Origin of the sequence: Paenibacillus sacheonensis, from assembly GCF_009909195.1 — a bacterium.
GTDB lineage: Bacteria > Bacillota > Bacilli > Paenibacillales > Paenibacillaceae > Paenibacillus_Z > Paenibacillus_Z sacheonensis.
The window spans coordinates 165,057-185,106 of record NZ_JAAAMU010000001.1; the positions used below are offsets into that span (position 1 = coordinate 165,057).

16 protein-coding genes and 1 pseudogene are annotated in these 20,050 nt (G+C 58.1%); 13 read left to right on the plus strand and 4 right to left on the minus strand.

All coding sequences use genetic code 11. The features are described 5' to 3' along the window. Window positions 1–107 precede the first annotated feature (107 nt). From GT003_RS00575 to GT003_RS00590, 4 genes are all read left to right on the plus strand, one after another. The gene (locus GT003_RS00575) at window positions 108–2,552 is read left to right on the plus strand and encodes a fibronectin type III domain-containing protein (RefSeq protein WP_161693325.1); all 2,445 of its coding nucleotides are present in this window, start codon (window positions 108–110) and stop codon (window positions 2,550–2,552) included. 362 nt (window positions 2,553–2,914) lie between these two features. Next, window positions 2,915–3,835, plus strand: coding sequence for a phosphatidylinositol-specific phospholipase C/glycerophosphodiester phosphodiesterase family protein (locus GT003_RS00580; protein ID WP_161693327.1), 921 nt, complete (start codon window positions 2,915–2,917; stop codon window positions 3,833–3,835). Between the two features lie 77 nt (window positions 3,836–3,912). Next, the gene (locus GT003_RS00585) at window positions 3,913–4,203 is read left to right on the plus strand and encodes a hypothetical protein (protein WP_161693329.1); all 291 of its coding nucleotides are present in this window, start codon (window positions 3,913–3,915) and stop codon (window positions 4,201–4,203) included. 2 nt (window positions 4,204–4,205) lie between these two features. Next, a complete protein-coding gene (locus tag GT003_RS00590) occupies window positions 4,206–4,970 on the plus strand; it encodes an SDR family NAD(P)-dependent oxidoreductase (RefSeq protein WP_161693331.1) in 765 nt (254 codons plus the stop codon). Window positions 4,971–5,100: 130 nt separating this feature from the next. Here the strand turns inward: GT003_RS00590 and GT003_RS00595 are convergent, their stop codons facing one another. Then, a complete protein-coding gene (locus GT003_RS00595; RefSeq protein ID WP_161693333.1) occupies window positions 5,101–5,751 on the minus strand; it encodes a phosphatase PAP2 family protein in 651 nt (216 codons plus the stop codon). Between the two features lie 129 nt (window positions 5,752–5,880). Here GT003_RS00595 and GT003_RS00600 point away from each other — a divergent pair, with 129 nt between their 5' ends. The 4 genes and pseudogenes from GT003_RS00600 to GT003_RS00615 all read left to right on the plus strand — a co-directional run bounded on the left by GT003_RS00600 (window position 5,881) and on the right by GT003_RS00615 (window position 12,182). Next, on the plus strand, window positions 5,881–6,564 hold the full coding sequence (locus GT003_RS00600; RefSeq protein WP_161693335.1) for a response regulator transcription factor: 684 nt from the start codon (window positions 5,881–5,883) through the stop codon (window positions 6,562–6,564). After that, the gene (locus GT003_RS00605; RefSeq protein ID WP_161693337.1) at window positions 6,557–7,948 is read left to right on the plus strand and encodes a sensor histidine kinase; all 1,392 of its coding nucleotides are present in this window, start codon (window positions 6,557–6,559) and stop codon (window positions 7,946–7,948) included. Before GT003_RS00600 ends, GT003_RS00605 begins: the two co-directional genes overlap by 8 nt. 81 nt (window positions 7,949–8,029) lie before the next feature. Beyond that, window positions 8,030–11,137, plus strand: a complete 3,108-nt coding sequence (locus tag GT003_RS00610; protein WP_161693339.1) for an efflux RND transporter permease subunit — start codon at window positions 8,030–8,032, stop codon at window positions 11,135–11,137. Between the two features lie 309 nt (window positions 11,138–11,446). Continuing rightward, window positions 11,447–12,182: pseudogene (locus GT003_RS00615) on the plus strand (class I SAM-dependent methyltransferase). Between the two features lie 79 nt (window positions 12,183–12,261). Here the strand turns inward: GT003_RS00615 and GT003_RS00620 are convergent. Next, window positions 12,262–13,500 (minus strand): MFS transporter, encoded by a 1,239-nt coding sequence (locus tag GT003_RS00620; protein WP_161693340.1) that lies wholly within the window; start codon window positions 13,498–13,500, stop codon window positions 12,262–12,264. 222 nt (window positions 13,501–13,722) lie between these two features. Then, entirely contained in the window at window positions 13,723–14,586 is an 864-nt protein-coding gene (locus GT003_RS00625; RefSeq protein ID WP_161693342.1) for a helix-turn-helix transcriptional regulator, read from the minus strand. A 156-nt stretch (window positions 14,587–14,742) separates the two neighbouring features. Between GT003_RS00625 and GT003_RS00630 the strand changes: the two genes are divergently transcribed. The 4 genes from GT003_RS00630 to GT003_RS00645 all read left to right on the plus strand — a co-directional run bounded on the left by GT003_RS00630 (window position 14,743) and on the right by GT003_RS00645 (window position 19,030). Then, entirely contained in the window at window positions 14,743–15,570 is an 828-nt protein-coding gene (locus GT003_RS00630; protein WP_161693344.1) for a phytanoyl-CoA dioxygenase family protein, read from the plus strand. A 223-nt stretch (window positions 15,571–15,793) separates the two neighbouring features. Next, window positions 15,794–16,261, plus strand: coding sequence for a GNAT family N-acetyltransferase (locus GT003_RS00635; protein WP_161693346.1), 468 nt, complete (start codon window positions 15,794–15,796; stop codon window positions 16,259–16,261). A 749-nt stretch (window positions 16,262–17,010) separates the two neighbouring features. Then, window positions 17,011–18,123, plus strand: coding sequence for a 2-aminoethylphosphonate--pyruvate transaminase (gene phnW, locus GT003_RS00640; RefSeq protein WP_420831407.1), 1,113 nt, complete (start codon window positions 17,011–17,013; stop codon window positions 18,121–18,123). A 121-nt stretch (window positions 18,124–18,244) separates the two neighbouring features. Continuing rightward, window positions 18,245–19,030, plus strand: a complete 786-nt coding sequence (locus GT003_RS00645) for a DeoR/GlpR family DNA-binding transcription regulator (protein WP_161693350.1) — start codon at window positions 18,245–18,247, stop codon at window positions 19,028–19,030. A 132-nt stretch (window positions 19,031–19,162) separates the two neighbouring features. Here GT003_RS00645 and GT003_RS00650 read toward each other — a convergent pair whose 3' ends face one another. Further along, a complete protein-coding gene (locus GT003_RS00650; RefSeq protein WP_161693352.1) occupies window positions 19,163–19,333 on the minus strand; it encodes a hypothetical protein in 171 nt (56 codons plus the stop codon). Between the two features lie 269 nt (window positions 19,334–19,602). Here GT003_RS00650 and GT003_RS00655 point away from each other — a divergent pair, with 269 nt between their 5' ends. After that, the gene (locus GT003_RS00655) at window positions 19,603–19,893 is read left to right on the plus strand and encodes a hypothetical protein (protein ID WP_161693354.1); all 291 of its coding nucleotides are present in this window, start codon (window positions 19,603–19,605) and stop codon (window positions 19,891–19,893) included. Window positions 19,894–20,050 lie beyond the last annotated feature (157 nt).

Consider the following 20,050-nt stretch of genomic DNA (forward strand, 5'->3'; position numbering starts at 1 on the left):
ACCGCGATCAGGAAAGGAGGCATGAGAGGGGAAGCTCACCCGGCCCATAAATCGGGCAATGATGCAGCGCCAGCAAGCAAATCCATTATCGGAGGTGTCTGAGGTTCATGATTCAATTTAACGACGGAAAGGCAAGCTTGGCCGGTGAAATCGGCAACCGTGACGCGCGCACGGGCAAGGGTAAGGGGAAGGGGAAGAGGATGCGCGGCCATCGGAAGGGGATCGGCAGGAGCATGCTCGCTATGTTGGCGGCCGTGCTGTTGACAGGACTTTTCACGTTCTCGCAGCAGGCTTCGGCAGCCGTTCCCAGCCCGTGGCTGACGCAGGACATCGGCTCGGTCGGCGTGGCCGGCTCGGCCAACTATGCTTCAGGCACGTATACGGTCCAGGCTTCCGGCACGGATATTTCAGGAACCGCGGACCAATTCCGCTACGTTTATCAGCCGCTGAGCGGCGACGGCACGATCGTGGCACGAGTGGCATCCATCTCCAACACAAGCGCTTGGGCCAAGGGCGGGGTCATGATCCGGGAATCGCTGACGACCGGCTCCAAGCATGTCTCGACCGTCATGGAATACGCGTCGGCCTCGGGGGCGCAGCTCGTCAGCCGCAGCGCCGCTTCGGGCAGCACGGCGACGGTGACGCAGACGGGCGTCGCAGCTCCGTATTGGGTGAAGCTGCAGCGCGCGGGCAGCGTGTTCACGAGCTCGATTTCCAGCAACGGCACGTCCTGGACGCAGGTCGGAACCGTGACGGTGAGCATGAATTCGAGCGTCTATATCGGACTCGTCGTTACCGCGCAGAACAATACGACGCTGAACACGACGACGATGGATAATGTCTCCGTGACCGGCTCTTCCGGCAGCGGAGGGCCGGCGTTCGTCAAAGGCATCAATCTGAACGGCGCCGCGACGACGATCGAGGGCAACGGCTGGATCTCGTATGCATCCGCGCTGAGCAGCGGGCTGTCCGTCGCGAACGCCGCGACCTGGAGCGGGACGTACTCTTTCTCCTTGAATCCGACGCCGGATGCCAATACGCTGTCCATGCTGCAATCCGCCCTGTACCGCTCGGCGCCGGCGAACGGTCAAGGCTTCAGCCTGAACCAGACGCTCGCGAACGGCAGCTACCAAGTCTATTTGTGGACGATCGAGAATTACCAGAGCAACTTCCGCAACGAGGACGTGAAGCTGGAGGGCGCGACCGTGGCGACGGGCATCGGCGACCTGGCGCTCGGGAGCTGGGCCAAGTACGGCCCGTACAACGTAACGGTCAGCGACGGCGTGCTCAACATCGATATCCTGCGCTCCACCAAGGGCGATCCGCAAATGACCGGCGTGGCGATTTACAGCGCGGGCAGCGGAACGCCGGATACGCAGGCGCCGTCGGCGCCGGGCAGCCTGGCTTCCCCGTCGAAGACGGACACTACCGTCAACCTGACCTGGTCGGCTTCGACGGATAACGTCGGCGTGACGGGCTACAACATTTACCGGGGCGGCACGACGCTCGCCGGAACGACGACGGGCGCCACGAGCGCGACGGTCACCGGCTTGACGGCAAGCACGGCCTATACGTTCACGGTCAAAGCGAAGGACGCGGCCGGCAATTTGTCCGCCGCCAGCAATTCGCTCGGCGTGACGACCAATGCGAGCACCGGCAACCGCAGCGGCCTGCCTTGGAAATCCGGCGTCTACCGGACGACCAACGATCAGGCGAACTGGACGGCGATCCAAAACTTCGAGACGTGGCGCGGGCGTTTGGCGGATGTCACGACCAACTTCCCGTACCGTTCCTCTTGGGACCTCATGACGGTCACCGGCGAGTTCTTCAACGGCTGGCAGGGCGCGCCGTGGACGCCGACCTACGCCGTCCCGATGTTCCCTGAGAACATCGGGGCGACGTTCTCCGCCTGCGCGGCCGGCAGCTACAACAGCCGCTGGACGACGTTCGCGCAGAACCTCGTCAGCCATGGCCAAGGCAGCGCGATCGTCCGGCTCGGCTGGGAATTCAACGGAGACTGGTTCGCGCATTCCGTCACGAACGCCAACATGACGGATTGGAAGGCGTGCTTCCGGCAAGTGGCGACGACCATCAAGGCAAGCGCGCCGAACGTGAAGATCGACTGGAACGTCACGCGCGGCGACGGACTGAAAGCCGCCGGCAACGCCGATCCGGCGCTCGTCTATCCGGGCGACGACGTCGTCGATATCATCGGCGTGGACAGCTACGACCACTGGCCGCCGGTCTTCAGCGACTCGACCTGGACCAACAGCCATATGGGCGGCGCGTACGGACTGCAGCACTGGATCGACTTCGCGGTCGCCCACGGCAAGAAGTTCAGCGTGCCCGAGTGGGGACTCTATCACGGCGCGGCGCCGAACTTCGGCAACGACAACCCGTTCTATATCGAGAAAATGTGGACCTTCTTCAACAGCCTGGGCTCCTTGCTCGCCTATGAAGCCTATTACGACGAAGATGTCCTGACGCTCGGCAATCTCTCGTACGGCAACAACAATCCGAACAGCGCGCCCGTCTACAACTCGCACTGGTAGACAGCGTGAATGAGGACTGCTCCTTAAGCCGCTCGAGATATACCTGATGATTCCATGAACATTCAATGTCGAATGTCGAATGCATAAGCACGGCGAAGAACCTTCAGTTCCACGCGTCTCGTGGGGTTGTAGGTTCTTTGCCCTTTCATTTCTCACTCTTTCTTTTTCACCTTTTCATTTTTCACCCTTTCATTCTCGCCCTTTATTCTCGCCCTTCGTTCTTGCCCTTTTCCCCTCATTCCTCTCGTCCTCACACTCTCCTTATCGCCTCATCGCCGCGCACTGCCAGCTTTCTACTGTTTCTGAACGCGCCCGAACGGTCCAAGAGGTTAGTACAGATCGATAACGAGGAGGGCGAGCCCATGGTTCCCGCATTCACCCCATCCAAACTTCCGCAGCTGCTGATTTCGCTCTTTATTTTCTTCTCCATGCCCGTACTCTTGTCGCCTATCCAATCCGAGTCGCTGCCGCCGGACTGCGGCGCGAACGCGAATGCGGCTCCGATCTCGCAGCACCTTGAATCGCTCGCACCCTACGATTGGGTCAAGCAAGCGCCGCTCATCTCCCATGCGCTGGGCGGAATCGGCGGATTCCCGGGAACGAACAGCCGCGAAGCGCTGGAGCAAGCCTATGGATGCGGCCATCGCGTATTCGAGACGGATCTGAGCGTCACCTCGGACGGCCATCTCGTGCTTCGCCATGATTGGGAGGCGGGAACCTATCCCGTACTCGGCCAGGCGGTACAGGCGGACAACGAGCCGTTGACGCTCGAGAAATTCGAGGCGCTGCCGATACAGGGACATTACTCGCCCGTCACGTTCAAAGAACTGCTGGTATTCATGGCAGCCCACCCGGATATGCTGCTGGTTACGGATACGAAGGAAGATGACGGCGCGAAAGCGGCAGCGATCTTCAAACGAATCGTGGCCGAGACGAAGTCGGTTGACCCGTCCCTTCTGGGGCGCCTGATTCCGCAGCTCTACCAAGCGAATAATTACGAGGCCGTTAACGGCGTTTATCCGTTCAAGCAATATATGTACACGTTGTACATGAACAAGGACACGGACGAGCAGATCGTTCGGGACGTCGCCGCGATGGGCATCCGGATCGTCGTGATGGACGAGAACCGCTACTCGCCCGAATTCGTCCAAGCCTTGAAGCGCGAAGGCGTTTATACGTACGTCAACACGATCAATGACATCGGCCGAATCGAAGAGCTGCGCCGCGACGGCGTGCAGGGCGTGATGACGGACTTCATCATGCCGCAGCAGCTGCCTCGTTGAGGCATGCTTGGCCGAGCCGGTTTGTATGGTATAATTGCCCTTATACGAACAAGCATGTTCAAGTGGAGGGTGCAACGATGAAGATTACGATTCTTCATGCGCAGATGACGCATGATCAAGAAAACGGTTACCGGGGTTCGGTGCAATTCGAGGCAGAGGGGCACAAGCACCCGTACGAAATCTCGCTTCAGCTGAACAGCCTGCGCGGGACGACATGGGATTACAGTCTCCTCTTCGCCAAGGAACCGGGCTCGGAAGAGCAAATCAACGAGGTCGAAGCCGCCATCGAATCCGACGACGACTTGTTCGACAGTCTGATCGACGCCGCGGCGGCAACGCTGCCGGACGAAGAAGGGGAGGAATCATAAGCATGGTCGGAATCGATTTGAAGGGCAGAACGGCGCTCGTCACGGGAGCGACGGGCGAATTGGGACGCGTCATGGCGCGTACGCTGGCGGCATGCGGCGCCGATATCGCGGTGCATTATAACTCCAATGCAGCGAAGGCGCTCGAGCTGGCCGAAGAAATCAAATCTACCGGCAGGCGGGCCATCGTCGTCCAAGCCGACATAACGAAGCTGGATGACATCATGGCGATGCGCGACAAAGTGACGGCCGAGCTTGGCCATGTCCACATCGTGGTCGCCAATGCCGTCATCCAGTATCAATGGACGTCCGTGCTGGAACAATCCGAGGAAGATTACCGCAGCCAGTTCGAATCCTGCGTGCTGCAGAGCGTTCATCTGGCCAAAGCGTTCGTGCCCGCGATGATCGAGCGCGGCGCGGGACGAATGATCGGCATCAATACGGAATGCGCCATGCAGAACTTCGAGAATCAATCCGCATATGTCGCGGGCAAACGGGGCATGGACGGCGTATACCGTATTCTGGCGAAGGAAGTCGGCGCGAGTCAGATCACGGTGAACCAAGTCGCGCCGGGCTGGACCATCTCCGAGCGCGACCGGGCGAACGGCACCGAGCGAAGCGAGGAGTACGACAGCCGCGTGCCGCTGAAACATCGCGGAACGGATCAGGATATCGCCAACGCCGTCGCCTTCCTGGCGTCGGACTTGGCGGGATTCATAACGGGCGCGTACATTCCGGTTTGCGGAGGCAACGTCATGCCGGGGATTTAGCCTGCCAGCTAGCGATCCATTGCAGAGTCCTCATACGTACGTCTAATAAAGCCATTACGCCATTATACGCAACAAAGAGGGAGAGCCGCCGTCGAATGACGGCTGACTCTCCCTCTTTGCGTCCTGTCGATTACATATCCGCCTGCCGAACCATCTGCTTCGGCTTGCGCAGACGAACCGCTTGTTCCGTGCGAAGCAGCGCGCGGTAGACGATATCCGCAAGCAGAATGCCGCAGGCGGCGTCGAGCAGCGTATGCTGTTTAATAAAGAACGTCGAGACGATAATAAGCATGGACATGCCGTAGATCAGCGTTTGGTTCCGGCGATTGCGGAACTTGCTCGTATACAGTGCTTTCATGACCATATAACTCGAGAAGCAGTGAATGCTCGGGAAGCAATTGAACGGCTCGTCGCGGTGATAGATGAATTGCAGGAGATGCGTAATCGGATCGCTGCCGTTCAAGTCCGGACGCGGGACCGTCGTTTGGAACACGAGATAGATGCCGTAGCAGACGAGCGCGCACGTCACGTACGTAATAAGCGCCCTGCGGTATACGGCGGGATCTTTCAGGAAGAAATAAATCAGGCAGGCGTAAATATAAAAAATCCAAATGGAATAGGGCAGCACGAAAACCTTGATCAGCGGAATCGCCCGATCCATGTCCGTCATCAAGCTGTATACGGACTGATTAGGATGAAGATCCGGATTATTGGTCCATGCGTAAAGCCAGCCCATGACCGGGAAGATAAGCATGCCAAGCAATGGATAAAAACGTTTCAAAGCGACCTCTCCCTTTCGGCGCGCGAGTCTCTAAGACTAGCATCCCTGCACGCAACTCTGTAATAATAAGATAATGCCCGGGAGGTTGCAAGGACCAAAGTCATACATGAACGCGAGGCGGTTACAGGAATGGCAAAAATAGCAGTGGTGGATGACGATGCGCATATCCGCGAGCTCGTGCAGCTCTATCTGCGCGACGAAGGGTTCGATATCGTCGAGTTCGCGAACGGCGAAGCGGCATGGCAGTATATGCAGGCCAGCGGTTTCGACATGGTCATCATGGACATCATGATGCCGCGGATGGACGGCTGGGAGCTGTGCAGGAGAATTCGGGCATCCGGCGACATGCCGATTCTGATGATTACGGCCAAGGGCGAGTCCGAGGAGAAAATCAAAGGGTTTCAGCTCGGAACGGACGATTACATGACGAAGCCGTTCGATCCAATGGAGCTGGTCGTGCGGGTCAAGGCGCTGTTGAAACGTTACCGGATCACGGCCTCGCACATGATCACGGTCGGCGGCGTCGTGCTCGACCGGCTCGGTTATCAGGTGATCTACAAGGAAACCGAAGAGGCGGTCACCATTCCGCTCAAGGAATTCGAGCTCATGTACAAGCTGGCGAGCCATCCCGGACAGCTGTTCACGCGGGCGACGCTGATCGAGCAGATCTGGGGGTTCGAATACGAGGGCGACGACCGGACGGTCGACGTACATATCAAAAGATTACGTGAGCGCTTCGCGGCTTATGAAGGAAAGTTCAAAATCGTTACCCTCCGCGGCCTGGGCTACCGGCTGGAGGTTTACCATGATTAGGTCGCTGTACGTTCGGACGGTCCTCATCTTCATCGTGGCCGTCATCATCAGCCTGGCCGCGGCGTTCGTGCTGGCGATTCATATGTACAGCAATAACGTCAAGTCGCTGGCTGAAGGGCAGATCATCGCGTACGGCAAGAAAATCATCGGGGAGTTGGGAGAGGCTCCGAGTGAAAGCTTGGCGACGGTAATGCGCAATGCCGTCGACCTGCCGGGCCTTCGGGTCAAGATCATGGACGAGAACGGCCGGGCGGTTGCATACGGCGACGCGGGCAGCGGCGAGCAGACACCTATTACGGCCGAGCAGCTGGACCTCGTCATTCACGGGGGCATCTATCGGGGCAGCGTCACTTATATTCGCAAGCATCACAATACGGCCTCTTTTCTCATCGGCATGCCGTTTCAACTGGACAAACGGCCGCATGCGCTGTTCATCACGCCCGAAATCGCCAGACTGACGGAGACGTTCCGCAAATTCACCTTGACCGTGCTCGGCAGCGTGCTGCTCGCGGGAAGCCTGCTGATTCTGCTGGCAGCCAGGGATATCGTCAAGCCCGTGCAGCGGCTGACGGACGCGACCAGGCGGATGGCCAAAGGGGACTTCGGCATCATGCTGCAATCCAAACGGAAGGACGAAATCGGCGTCCTGACGGAAAGCTTCAACGAGATGTCCGGCTCGCTGCGGCAGCTCGACAAGCTGCGGACCGACTTCGTGAACAACGTCGCGCACGAGATTCAGTCGCCCCTGACGTCGATTACGGGATTCTCCAAGGCGCTGCGCACGAAGACGATGACGGAAGAGGGCCGCAGGCATTACTTGAACATCATTGAAGAAGAGAGCCAGCGTCTCTCCCGTCTGAGCGCGAATCTTCTCAGGTTATCGGTGCTGCAGCAGGACCGCGAGCTGCATCATCCCGGCCGCTTCCGGCTGGACGAGCAGATCCGCCGGAGCGTCATTGCCTGCGAGCCGCAGTGGAGCGCCAAGGGCATCGAGCCGGAGCTGGATTTGGATGGCGTGACGGTTTACGGGGACGCGGATAGTCTCGAGCAGGTGTGGCATAATTTGATCAGCAACAGCATCAAGTTCTCCGACCGCGGCGGGACGCTCGCCATCAAGCTTCGGCGCCATGGGGAGTTCGCCGTTGCGGAGGTGCGCGATCGCGGCCAGGGCATCGGCAAGGACGAGCTGCAGCATATTTTCACGCCGTTCTACAAAGCGGACAGCGCGCGGGATTATGCGGTCAAAGGCAACGGGCTCGGCTTGTCGATCGCGAAGGAAATCGTCGATATGCACGGCGGCAGCATCGAAGCCGAGAGCGAGCCCGGCGTTCAAACTTCGTTCACAGTTCGGGTGCCGATCGAGCCAAAAGGCGGGATTGTCTGATTTTGTAATCGCCAGTTCATGCTCAGTTCAAAAAACTCCGCTATGATTTCTTCTAGATAAAGAGAAAAGAGGAGAGATTCAATGAACGGATTGACCAGATTCAGTTTAAAAAACAGCGTCGCGGTCGTGATTCTATGCGTGCTCGTGCTCGGCGTCGGCTTCTATTCGTCGACCCAGATCAGACAGCAGACGTTTCCCGACGTGACCTTCCCGGCCGTCTTCATTCAGACGGTATACCCGGGGGCATCGACCGAAGAGATCGAAACCGAAGTCACCAAGCCGATCGAGCAGAGCCTGCTCGGGCTGAAAAATTACGATTCGCTCACGAGCTCCAGCTCGGAGAATTCATCGAGCATTTTCCTGCAGTATGCGTTCGGCACGAATATGGACGACAAAATGAAGGATGCCGAAGCGGCGGTCGCGAAGCTGACCCTGCCGGATAAAGCGAAAGTAACCGTGCAGCGGCTGTCCTTCGGAGAAGCGCCGATCTATGAGGCGGCCATCTTCTCGTCGAAGGAAGATACGGAGGCGCTGCAGAAGCGATTGGAAGGGGAAGTGGTTCCGAAGCTGGAGAAAGTATCCGGCGTCAGCTCCGTTACCCTGAAAGGCCAGACCTCCCAAGAGCTGCGCATCGTGGTCGACAAGGATAAAGCCGCGCAGCACGGGTTGTCGCTGAACGCGATCCAAACCGCGATCCAATCGCTGGATTACGCGCTGCCGCTCGGCTCCGTAAGCCAGGGCGACAATACGATCCCGATCCGCCTCGTAGGCAAGATCGGTTCCTTGGACCAAATCAAGAACCTTCAGATCGGCGCGGGCGGCGGTCAAGGAGCTGCTGGCGCGGGCGGCGGTCAAGGCATGGGAGCCGGTGCCGGGGCAGGCGCTCCGGGCGCGGCCAAAGTGAAGCTGTCGGACGTCGCGGAAGTGAATACCGTCTCTTCCCAGAACGAGATTACCCGCTACAACGGTCAATCGAGCTTCATCATCGGCGTCGTGAAGTCGCAGGATGCCAACACGGCGGACGTCTCCGACGCCGTCAAGGACGTGCTTGCTTCCTACCAGGATAAAGGCACGCTCGACGTACGCCTCATTCAAGACCAAGGCGCGGAGATCAAGCATTCCGTATCCTCGCTCATTCGTGAAGGGCTGTACGGCGCGTTGTTCTGCGTTATCATTATTTACCTGTTCCTGCGCAATATCCGCGCAACGCTCATCTCGATCATCTCGCTGCCGATCTCGATCTTCGCGACGATCGCGCTGATGAATCAGATGGGCTACACGCTGAACATCATGACGCTCGGCGGCATCGCGGTCTCCATCGGCCGGATCGTCGACGACAGTATCGTCGTCATCGAGAACATTTACAGGTGGCGGCAGGAGAAAGGCCGCGAGATGAACGGCAAGGAGCTAGCGTTCCGCGCGACGAAGGAAGTTATCGGCGCCGTCGGTTCATCCACGATCGCAACGGTCGTCGTATTCGCTCCGCTCGCCTTCGTAACGGGCATTATCGGCGAATTCTTCCGTCCTTTCGCCATCGCCGTCGTTATCTCGATCCTATGCTCGCTGCTTGTCGCGATGATGCTTATCCCGGTACTCGGGGCGAAATTCTTCAATTCCATTAAGCCGCATAAAGAAGGCGGACGCTTCATCGGATGGTACGAGCGAGTGATCCGCGGCGCGCTGCGACGCAAGGCATGGGTGCTGATCCTGTCGGTCGTGCTGCTGCTGGCATCATTCGGCACGATTCCGCTGCTCGGCGTGGCCTTCCTGCCGGCGGGCGATACGGCTTCCATCGGGGTTAACCTGAAGATGCCGGCTCAGACGCCGCTCGAGGAGACGAATACCGCAGCAGCAAAAGTGGAAACGTATTTGAAAGGCTTGAAAGACATCGACAATTATCAAGCGATGGTTGGCGGCGTTGACAATCCGTTCGTACAGATTCCGAGCACGAACACGGCATCGTTCAAGGTCATATTCAAGGAAGGCGCGGATATCGATACGGACGCGCTGATGGACAAAGCGAACAAGGATTTGAAGGAGATCGTGACGGCCGTATCGCCTAAAGCGACGATTGACGTCAAGGAAGGCGAGCAGAACGGTCCTCCGACGGGCAACGAAGTAACGGTCAATCTGTACTCCGACGACTTGGAGGCCTTGGCCAAAGCGTCCTCGCAGGTCGAGAATTTGATGAAGTCCAACGCGGATATGAAGGACGTCGAGAACAACCTCAAGGACGTATCTCCGAAGTGGGTCATGTCCATGAAGCAATCGGCGATCGATCTGGGCGTATCCTCGTTCCAAATCATGGCGGCCGTCAATGAGCAGCTGCGTCCGCTCGACGTCGGCACGTACACGCTGGACAGCAAGAACTGGGACATCACGATGTCCTACAAACAGCCGATCTCGTCGAAAGCCGAACTGGAGAACATCTCCATTCCGACGGTAGGCGGCGTGAAAAAGCTGGGCGAACTCGTGGACTTGTCCGAGTCGACGGCACCGGTAGCCATCAACCATGAAGAAGGCAAGACGTATGCGGAAGTGAAAGGCAATGTGAAGGATACGGACAAGACGGCTTCGGTCACGAAATCGATCGAGTCCGACATCGACAGCCTGTCGCTGCCGAGCAACGTCGACGTCAAAATCGGCGGCGGCCTCGAGATGATCAACAGCGGCTTCAAGAGCATCGGCCTCGCGATGGTCGCCGCGATCGGCCTCGTATTCCTGGTCATGAGCATGACGTTCGGCGGCTTGCGTACGCCGCTCATCATTCTCTCTTCCCTGCTCTTCGTGCCGAGCGGCGCATTGGGCGCCCTGCTCATCACGGGCAATTCGCTCTCGATGAGCGCCATGATCGGGATGCTGATGCTTGTCGGTATCGTCGTGACTAATGCGGTCGTACTGCTCGATCGCGTCGAGTCGAACCGCAAGTCCGGCATGGAGCTTCGCGAATCGCTGGTCGAAGCTTCGAAAACAAGGCTGAGACCGATCTTGATGACAGCCTGCGCAACAATCCTGGCGCTGATGCCGCTCGCTTTGTCGAAATCCTCGACGAGCCTGATCTCCGGCGGCTTGGCCATCACGGTTATCGGCGGCTTGTTCACTTCGACGCTGCTGACGCTGATCGTCGTACCGGTTATTTATGAAATGACGGGCAAACGCAGCAAGGTTCGCAAGGAATTCGATTTCTAATCCAGCTGGAAGCAAGGAGGGGCCGGTCCGGATGAATGCCGGGCGGCTCTCGCCTGCTGCGCTACCTGCTTTAATGCCTCGGTAATAATAATCCTTCGATCTCGCATTAGTCGCGGAATCGGAGGATTTTTACATTCATGGAGCGTCTCCCGATCGATCGCGGTAACTTACCGCTGAATACGTATCTCAACGTGCTTATTGGCGCGAACAAGGCTCATCCACCCGGCAACCGGCTGTTTTGACCTTATCCCATCATTCGGTTTACACTTACGGTAGACGCCAATTCGAGGACGAGGAGGAATCACCGCGATGAAACAAAACAAGTACGACGACAACGGGTTTTTCGCCAATTACAGCCGGATGTCGCGTTCGATCGATGGTCTGGAGGCGGCCGGGGAATGGCATTCCTTCCGGCAGATGCTTCCGGAGCTGTCGGGGAAGCGGGTGCTGGACATCGGCTGCGGTTTCGGCTGGCACTGCCGATATGCGAGCGAGCAGGGAGCGGCTTCGGTCGTGGGGATCGATATTTCGGCGAACATGCTGGCGCGCCGCTGAGCTGACCCAAGACCCGAAGATCGAATACCGGCAGCTTGCCATCGAGGATTTGGATTACCCTGCGGGCGCGTTCGACGTCATCATCAGCTCGCTCGCGCTGCATTATATCGAGAACTTCGGCGATATTTGCCGCGAAGCGCGCCGGCTGCTCTCGCCCGGCGGAAGCTTCGTTTTCTCGACGGAGCACCCGGTATTTACCGCGCGTGCGGCGCAGGATTGGCATTATGGTCCGCAGGGCGAGAAGCTGCATTGGCCGGTCGATGGTTATTACGAGGAAGGGCTGCGGCAGGCGAGATTTCTCGAGAACGACGTCATCAAGTATCATCGCACGGTCTCCACGCTGCTGAACGCGCTCATCGAGGCGGGCTTCAGCATACGGAAGCTGTCGGAGCCTCAGCCGACGCCGGATATGATCGCTGCGGTGCCGGAGATGCAAGACGAGCTTCGGCGGCCGCTGTTTCTGATGATTGCCGCGGATCGGGCTGGATGAAGCGCTGCAGTCGCACACAAATAAAGGCTTGTCCGCCGATGGAAGCTCCATAGCTTCCGTCGCGGACAAGCCTTTTTGGTTAAGAATGCAGCGTCCCGCGCAGCGCCGCGCGCGAATCCTTGTGGCTGCGGTTCATCGCCGCATGCACGATGAAAGCGGCGGCGGCCATCGACGCGGTGACGACCGCAAGCCAAGCGACGGGTATTAACCCTCCGCCGTCGTACAGGCTGCCCATCACGTAAGGACCGATGACTCGGCCTGCGGAACCGATCCCGCCTGCCAGGCCGAGGTAGAACGGCGCATGCTTGCGACCGTTCTCGCTCAGGAAGGCCGGAATGGCAGGCGCGATCAGCATCTCCCCGAGCGTCGTGAGCACCATGCCGAACACCATGCCCGCGAAGCTGTGCATCGCAAGCATCACGGCATAGCCAAGCAAGTAAAACACGGCGCTGGCCGTCAATTGGGATTTGATCGAGCCGGCGGCGGTCCGTTTGATCAGATTCGTGACCGGCTGGGCGACGAAGATGAGGATCCCGTTGAGCGTCCACAGAAAACCGAACATCTGCTTCGGCATATCGTGCTCGATAATGAACGGGGAGACGCCGGTGTTCCAGATGCTGTTGCCTAGGTTGATGAGCATGGCTCCGAGCGCCATGAACAAGTAGATGCGCACGTCTTTCAACAACGTCCACAGTCCTTCCCGCTGCCCGGCCCGCTTCTTAAGCAGGCTTGCGCCTTCACCGCTGCCGCCGGTTCCGACCTGCTTCAAGTAAAACAGGAAGAACACGGCGAACACGCCGGAGGATACGCCGTTCAAGATAAAGCTGAGCGAATAGGAAGCGTCCGCGAGAAAGCCGCTGAGCGCCGTGCCGATCGCCACGCCGATGTTGTTGGCGACATAGACGACGTTGTACAGTTCTCCGCGGCGATCGGCGAAGCGAAATCCGATGAACGCTTGGATGGCCGGCATGGAGAGCGCGTTAAACAGCCCGATCAGTCCCATCATCGCGATGAAGACCGTCCAAGCATGGCTCAGCGCCGGCAGCAGCAGCAATCCGATCGCGTTCATGGCGAGCGCGCCGATGATGAGCCTTTTCACGCCGATGCGATGATACAGCGCGCCGCCGAGCAGCTGCCCGGCGATCCCGCCAAGCGATTGTACGAGGATGACGAGGCCGGCATCCGACATGCTGCGCCCGAGCTCATCGAACACGAACATCGTGACGAGCGGCCACATGAGCGCGCTTCCGATGGCATTGACGAGGCTGGCAAGCAGAAAAACCTTGATTTCCTTCGGATAGGAAGAGAGCATTCGCATGCTAGGGGCACCCCCGGTGAGTCGTTCTAAGATGGCAAGCCTTTATTATACCGTATCCGGCGGGGGGATGCAGAGGCGGTATTTGCCAATTGTCTCGTGAAGAGGCGGCGTGCGTAGACCTCTAGAACCTATGACATTTGCTAATCGCGTTGATTTACATGCCAATCTAATTCAAATCGAATCCTGTTCACTTTATCCGGCTCTCTCTCGAAGGCCGGTTGTTTATCGTCGCCACTGCGACGGGGAGACGCCCATGTATTTCTTGAATACCGTGGCAAAATGCTGGCTCGTCTTGTAACCGAGATCCATCGCGATGCCCGTCACGCTGGTCCCGGGCAGCCGAAGCAGCTCGCAGGCCCGGTTCATGCGGAGCCGGTCGATGTAACCGGCGGGAGACTGGCCGTGCATATCCTGGAACAGCCGGTAGAAATGCGATTCGCTGACGCCGACTTTCGCGGCCAGCTCCTTGTTCGCCCAGCGCCGCTCGGGATCGGCTTCGATCTCGGCCGTAAGCGCGAGCATCGCTTCGCAAAGATCGCCGGGGAGCTGCCGGGCGACGGGCGGATACAGCAGCTGCAGCAAGATCGCGAGCAGATAATGGCGAACCAGGAACAGGTCGGCGGCCGTCCCCTGGCGGAGCAGGCCGCGCAGCTTGAGCAACGACTCGCGTACGCGCATATCCACGCTGACGATCCGCGGCAGGGATGCGAGGGCATCGCCGATCCGGAACCGGTCCGCTTCGCCGAAGCCGAGCCAGTCCGGCAGCTCGCGGGGATCGACGACGATAATCCACCAGATGCTGGACGGCTCCATGTAATGGAACCTGGCGCGATGCCACTCGCCGGGCTTGGTGTGGAAGAACTGACCCGCATGGGAAGCGTGCAGCTCGTCGCCTACCTCCCACGACACCTTGCTGTTCTCGACATAGACGAATTCGAAGCAGCGCTCATGCCGATGATCGGAGAGCGCCATCGCCTCCTGGTTCCGGTCGAAGCCCATCATTTCAACCTCGGGAAAAGACGCGAACTCGCCATCCTGCTCCCATTCATACACCCAGCGGACGGAATCGCTTTTGCTCCGGGACAAGCCGCCTCAACGCCTTTCATCGTGTTTCTGATCATCTGCATGTTTCTAATCCTATTTGATAGCTTCGTGGAAGTCAACGGGATGCCGGGGCACTACAATGAGGATATGTAAGCGCTGCATCCACACTTAAGCGAGACGAAAGAGGCGATCGAATTCATGGGCGTGATTAAGTATCAAGTGACGGAAGAGGACAAGAAGCGGTTTGACGAGGACGGCTACTGGATCAGCCCGAAGCTGATCGACGATGAGACGATCCAGCGCTTGCGCGAGGCGCATGAGCGTATATGGAACAAGAAGCACGACGGCCACGGGCTGCCGTTCTATCATTATTCGCTGCCGGAGAACCCGCTGGCCATCCGCAAGCTGGATAACGGCTGGTGGATCAACGACGAGGTTCGCTCCGTCGTGACCAACCGCAATTTGGGCCATATGGCAGCCGAGCTGCTGAACGAGGATTCCATCCGGCTATGGCATGATCAGGTCATCTACAAGCCCGGCACGAACGGACAGGAGACCAAGGCCGGCAATGTCGGCTGGCATCAGGATTACGGCTATTGGCGCAACAGCAGCACGTCGAACATGGTGACGGTCTGGATCGCGCTGCAGGATACGGATCTAACGAACGGCGGCATGATGACGATTCTCGGTTCGCATAAGTGGGGCGCGGTTGAAGGCAGCGATACGTTCTTCGAGCAGGACATGAGCAAGCTGAAGGAGAAGTTCGCGAAGCGCGACTGGGTCGAGGAGCCGTGCATCCTGAAGGCCGGCCAGGCAAGCTTCCATCATGCCTTGACGTTCCACGGTTCGGGGCCGAACTTGACGAACGATGCCCGCTTGTCGATCGTGGCGCATCTCATGCCGGGCGATACGTACTACCGCGGCGGGAAGCAAAGGCATGATAATCTTCGTCTGCTGGGCGCGCGGCCTGAGCCGGGCATGCGCTTCGATCGGGAAGAATATTTCCCGACGCTGTACAGCAGGTAGCTTTCATACGAACGACCGCTGCAACGAAGGAACGCGGCCGGGACGCGTGATGCGCAATACACGAAAGACCGCGATCCCCGCAGGGGCTGCGGTCTTTCGTGTTGTGTTTGCGCAGCGGTTGGGTCATGCTTAGAATCAGTATCGAACCAACACGCGAACAGCGTGCAGCGGTGCAGCTAGTAAGGAGCACCGGGAACATCAGAAACACAAGGAGCGAAACATCATGATACGAGCGATTGATTTAACGGATCCCGCCGAGACGAGGCGGCTGCTTGAGCTGCAGCGGGTCTCTTACCGCGTGGAAGCGGAGTTGATCGGCTTCGACGGCATACCGGGACTGCATGATACGGCGGCATCCATTCGCAATTGCGGGGAGACGTTCTTCGGCTGGTTCGAATCGGAGCAGCTCGCAGGAGCGGTCTCGTACAAGACCGATTCGGGCGTCGTCGATATTCACCGGCTTGTCGTGGACCCGGGGCATTTTCGCAGAGGCATCGGAGAACGTCTGATTCGGCATGTGCTCCGAACGTTGGCGGATGGCACGGACAAGTTTCTCGTGGCGACGGGGACAGCGAATGATCCTGCCAAGCGGTTGTATCTTAAGCTGGGGTTCGTGCGGATTCGCGATTTCGAAGCCGAGCCGAACGTTTGGATTACCGAGTACGAGCGCTCGGCGAACCGAATGTCTTGAGGCGCCGTCTCGGGGAACGGTAGTCATATCGTCAATGCGATAAGCTTCAGCCCGATGTGAAACCTTTACTTGCCCGGCAGGGCAGGTGGAGGTTTTTTTTTAGCGCAAAGGAATTCCAATCCAGACGAGAACAAAACAAATGAAAATAAACCTTTTACTCCAGGTTAATGCCGTCCTTATAGTTGAGGTTTACAGTAAAGCAGCGGAATGCGGAATTATCATCGTCTCGAAAGTCCAAGGTTGATTTGTGCTGGCTGACTTAAGGCTAATCGTGACGACAATCCAATTGTCAAAATCAAAAACAAAGTAAAACCAACTAAAATCAATTAAAAACAATTTATTAATATGGTTTTGATATGCATTTTACAATTCGCCTCTATACTTGGTTTGTCCCGGTAAAGGGAACGAACGAATTCGCTGGCGGAGGGGCGCCTTCTACCGGCTGACGCTAAAGCCGCTGACGAAGCAGCGCACTGCGGCTGGAGAGATGATCGCCGACGTCAACAGCGCCATGATTCGTCAGCTTCATCTTGACAAGAACCGCCGCGTTCACGTTCTATTGCCGAGCGTACATCTCATTTCATTCGGGAATGTGCGTCCGCCGGCGTTAACCGAGGTGGTCGTGTGAACGGGGCCAAACGATATACGGCTCTCACCCGCGGCTGGGGAAGAGAGGGTTGGGGCTTGCGCGCAACCAGCTCAAGCGCAAGACGCAGGCATGGCAATCCAGAACGAACGAGGAGAGATAAATGATGAAGGAAGCATCCGTGGACAGGCCTTATCTGCTGCTCACGCCGGGGCCGCTCACGACTTCGGCGACGGTCAAGGAAGCCATGCTTCGCGACTGGTGCACGTGGGACAGCGACTATAACGGACTCGTGCAGAGCATCCGCGAGCGTCTGACGGCATTGGCGACGAAGCGAAGCGACGAATACACTACCGTGCTGATGCAGGGCAGCGGAACCTTCAGCGTCGAAGCCGTCATCGGCACGGTCATCCCCCGGGATGGCAGGCTGCTGGTCTTGACGAACGGCGCCTACGGCAATCGAATCGCCCAAATGGCGCGAATATACGGCATCGCGGTATCCGTGCAGGACTTCAGCGAGACGGAGCCGGTCGTGCCGGAGCGCGTCGAGCAGCGGCTGAGCGAGGAGCCGGATATTACGCACGTGGCGGTGGTGCATTGCGAGACGACGACCGGCATGCTGAATCCGATCGCGGCTATCGCGGCGGCCGTCAAGGACAGCGGCAGGACGCTGATCGTCGATGCGATGAGCAGCTTCGGCGGCATCCCGCTCGATGTGGCCGACCTGCGGATCGATTATTTGATCAGCAGCGCCAATAAATGCATCCAGGGCGTTCCCGGCTTCGGCTTCGTCATCGCCAATCGCCGATCCCTGATGCGCTGCGAAGGCCAAGCCCGTTCCCTGTCGCTCGACTTGTACGATCAATGGGCGACCATGGAAACGGGAGACGGCAAATGGCGGTTCACGTCGCCGACGCATGTCGTCCGCGCCTTCGACCAGGCGCTTCGCGAGCTGGAACAGGAAGGCGGGATCGAAGCGCGCTGCGAGCGGTACAAAGCGAACCAGGAGCTGCTCGTGAACGGCATGCAGCAGCTCGGCTTCTGCGCGCTGCTGAAGAAACCGCTGCAATCCCCGTTCATAACGGCGTTCTACTGCCCGCCGGTTGCGTCGTTCAGCTTCATGGAGCTGTACGCGCGCCTCAAGGCTGCGGGTTTCGTTATCTACCCGGGCAAGATCAGCGCCGCGGACACGTTCCGGATCGGCACGATCGGCGAGGTATACCGGGAGGACATCGCGAAGCTGCTGGAAATCATGGAGGAACTGCGCTTCTGGTAACGGCGGATACGTTTGAGCAAGGCCGCTACTACCTTTCATAGGCAGGAATCCGCGGTCCCATGAGGGAATGGTAAGGATCGGTTCATGCAGCGGGACACGAATGCGAAAGGGGACGGCCGCATTGTCACTGGTCGGAGAAGAACGGAAACGCGAAATACTGGAACTCATCAACGACGCGGGCAAGGTGCGCACCAACGATCTCGTGAGTCGGCTGAGCGTGTCCTCGGAGACGATCCGGCGGTATTTGGAGGAATTGGAAGAGGAGAATCGGCTGAAGCGCGTCTACGGAGGCGCCGTCAAGATCACGCTGGCGCACGAGGAGCCGCCCCATACCAAACGGGAGGTGCTGCGCGCGGAGGAGAAGAAGCGCATCGGCTGCGCCGCGGCGGGATTGGTTCAGGACCGCGACGTCATCGTGATCGACGACGGTTCGACGTCGCTGCAGATGATCCCGTTCCTGATCTACAAGCAGCAGCTTACGATCATCACCAACTCCGTCTCGGGCTTGAACATGCTGATCGACTATCAGAACAAGGAGCTGTTCGACGGAGACGTCTTCTTCGTGGGCGGCAAGATCGATCCGCGGCATTACCGCAGCTCCGGCACGATCGCGGAGAAAATCATGGCCGATTTCTATGTGAACAAAGCCTTTATTACGATTGACGGCATGCTTCCGGCGCAGGGCATCACCAGCTTCGACGCGGACAGGGCGGTGCTTGCGAGAAGATTCATGCAGAACAGCGATGCGAGCATCGTGCTGACGGACAGCTCCAAGCTGGGGAACGGCACGCTTCACAAAATCGCCGATTGGAACGAAATCGACATGGTCGTCTGCGAGAAGCCGCATCCGGCGGAATGGAAAACGGCGCTTGCGGCCGACGGCGTGGAATGGGTCGTTGCCGAATAATGGCGCAGCGGAAGCAGCGTCAAGGGCGCGGCTCGGCCGAGAGAATGACGTTGTTGGACAAGCAAAAACGCATCCTGCATAGCCGCGATCGGCGGTGCTGCAGGATGCGTTTCGTCGTTCCGAGCAAGCCCACTACCGTGCGCCCGCTTTGCGGGAGGAGCCTGTCCGAGAAGCGGTCCTCCCCAGCCTGTCCTCCATGGGATCATGGTTCGCGTAACGCTCCTGCGACTCCCACTTGTTCTCGTCCAAGATCAGTCTGCACAGCAATGCCGTGTAGGTTACTCCCCAGCTTCTTCGTTTCAAGTTCTCACTCCCTTTTCATATTAGAGCCGTCCAAGGTCGAGGCGACGTTGTAAACGATTTGTAAGTATTCCTATACTTCATTAACCAATATGTGGGATATTAATCAGGTACGGATGATTGGTTTGCGTGAACGGCAGGGAACGCAGCATTCATCTCGGATGATTGGTTTGCGTGAACGGCAGGGAACGCAGCATTCATCACACGGATTGGTTTGCGTGCACGATAGGGCAAGCAGCATTCATCTCACGGTAAAAAGGGAGGTACATTGCATGAATAAGCTTCCGTGGTATTCGAAGTTTTTCCAATTAACGGAGAACGGGTTCTTGTGGATCAGCTTGCTCATCGGCCTTGCGGTCGTCGTCGGCTTGATCGCGGCGTTTACGGTATTCAGGCATCGACTGTCGGGCAAGAAGTTGATGTTCATGGGCGGCCAGCTGATCGTGCTGGGCGCGATTCTGAACCTGATCGTGGATTTTAAATATCATTTTCCGAGTGCGGCCTTTATCTGCATCCTGCTCGGCGTCGTCGTCAGCTTCATCGGCTTGTATCGCAGGGATTAACGGGTGGCAGCCTTCCTCATGGACGGATTTTAAGACCGCTGAAGACCCGGTTCCGATTTATTCGGAATCGGGTCTTTGTTTCGTTCCGAAATAAACAATATATTTTTGTTTTTGTTTGAAATTGTATATTCAAACATAAACAAACATGCTAAACTGA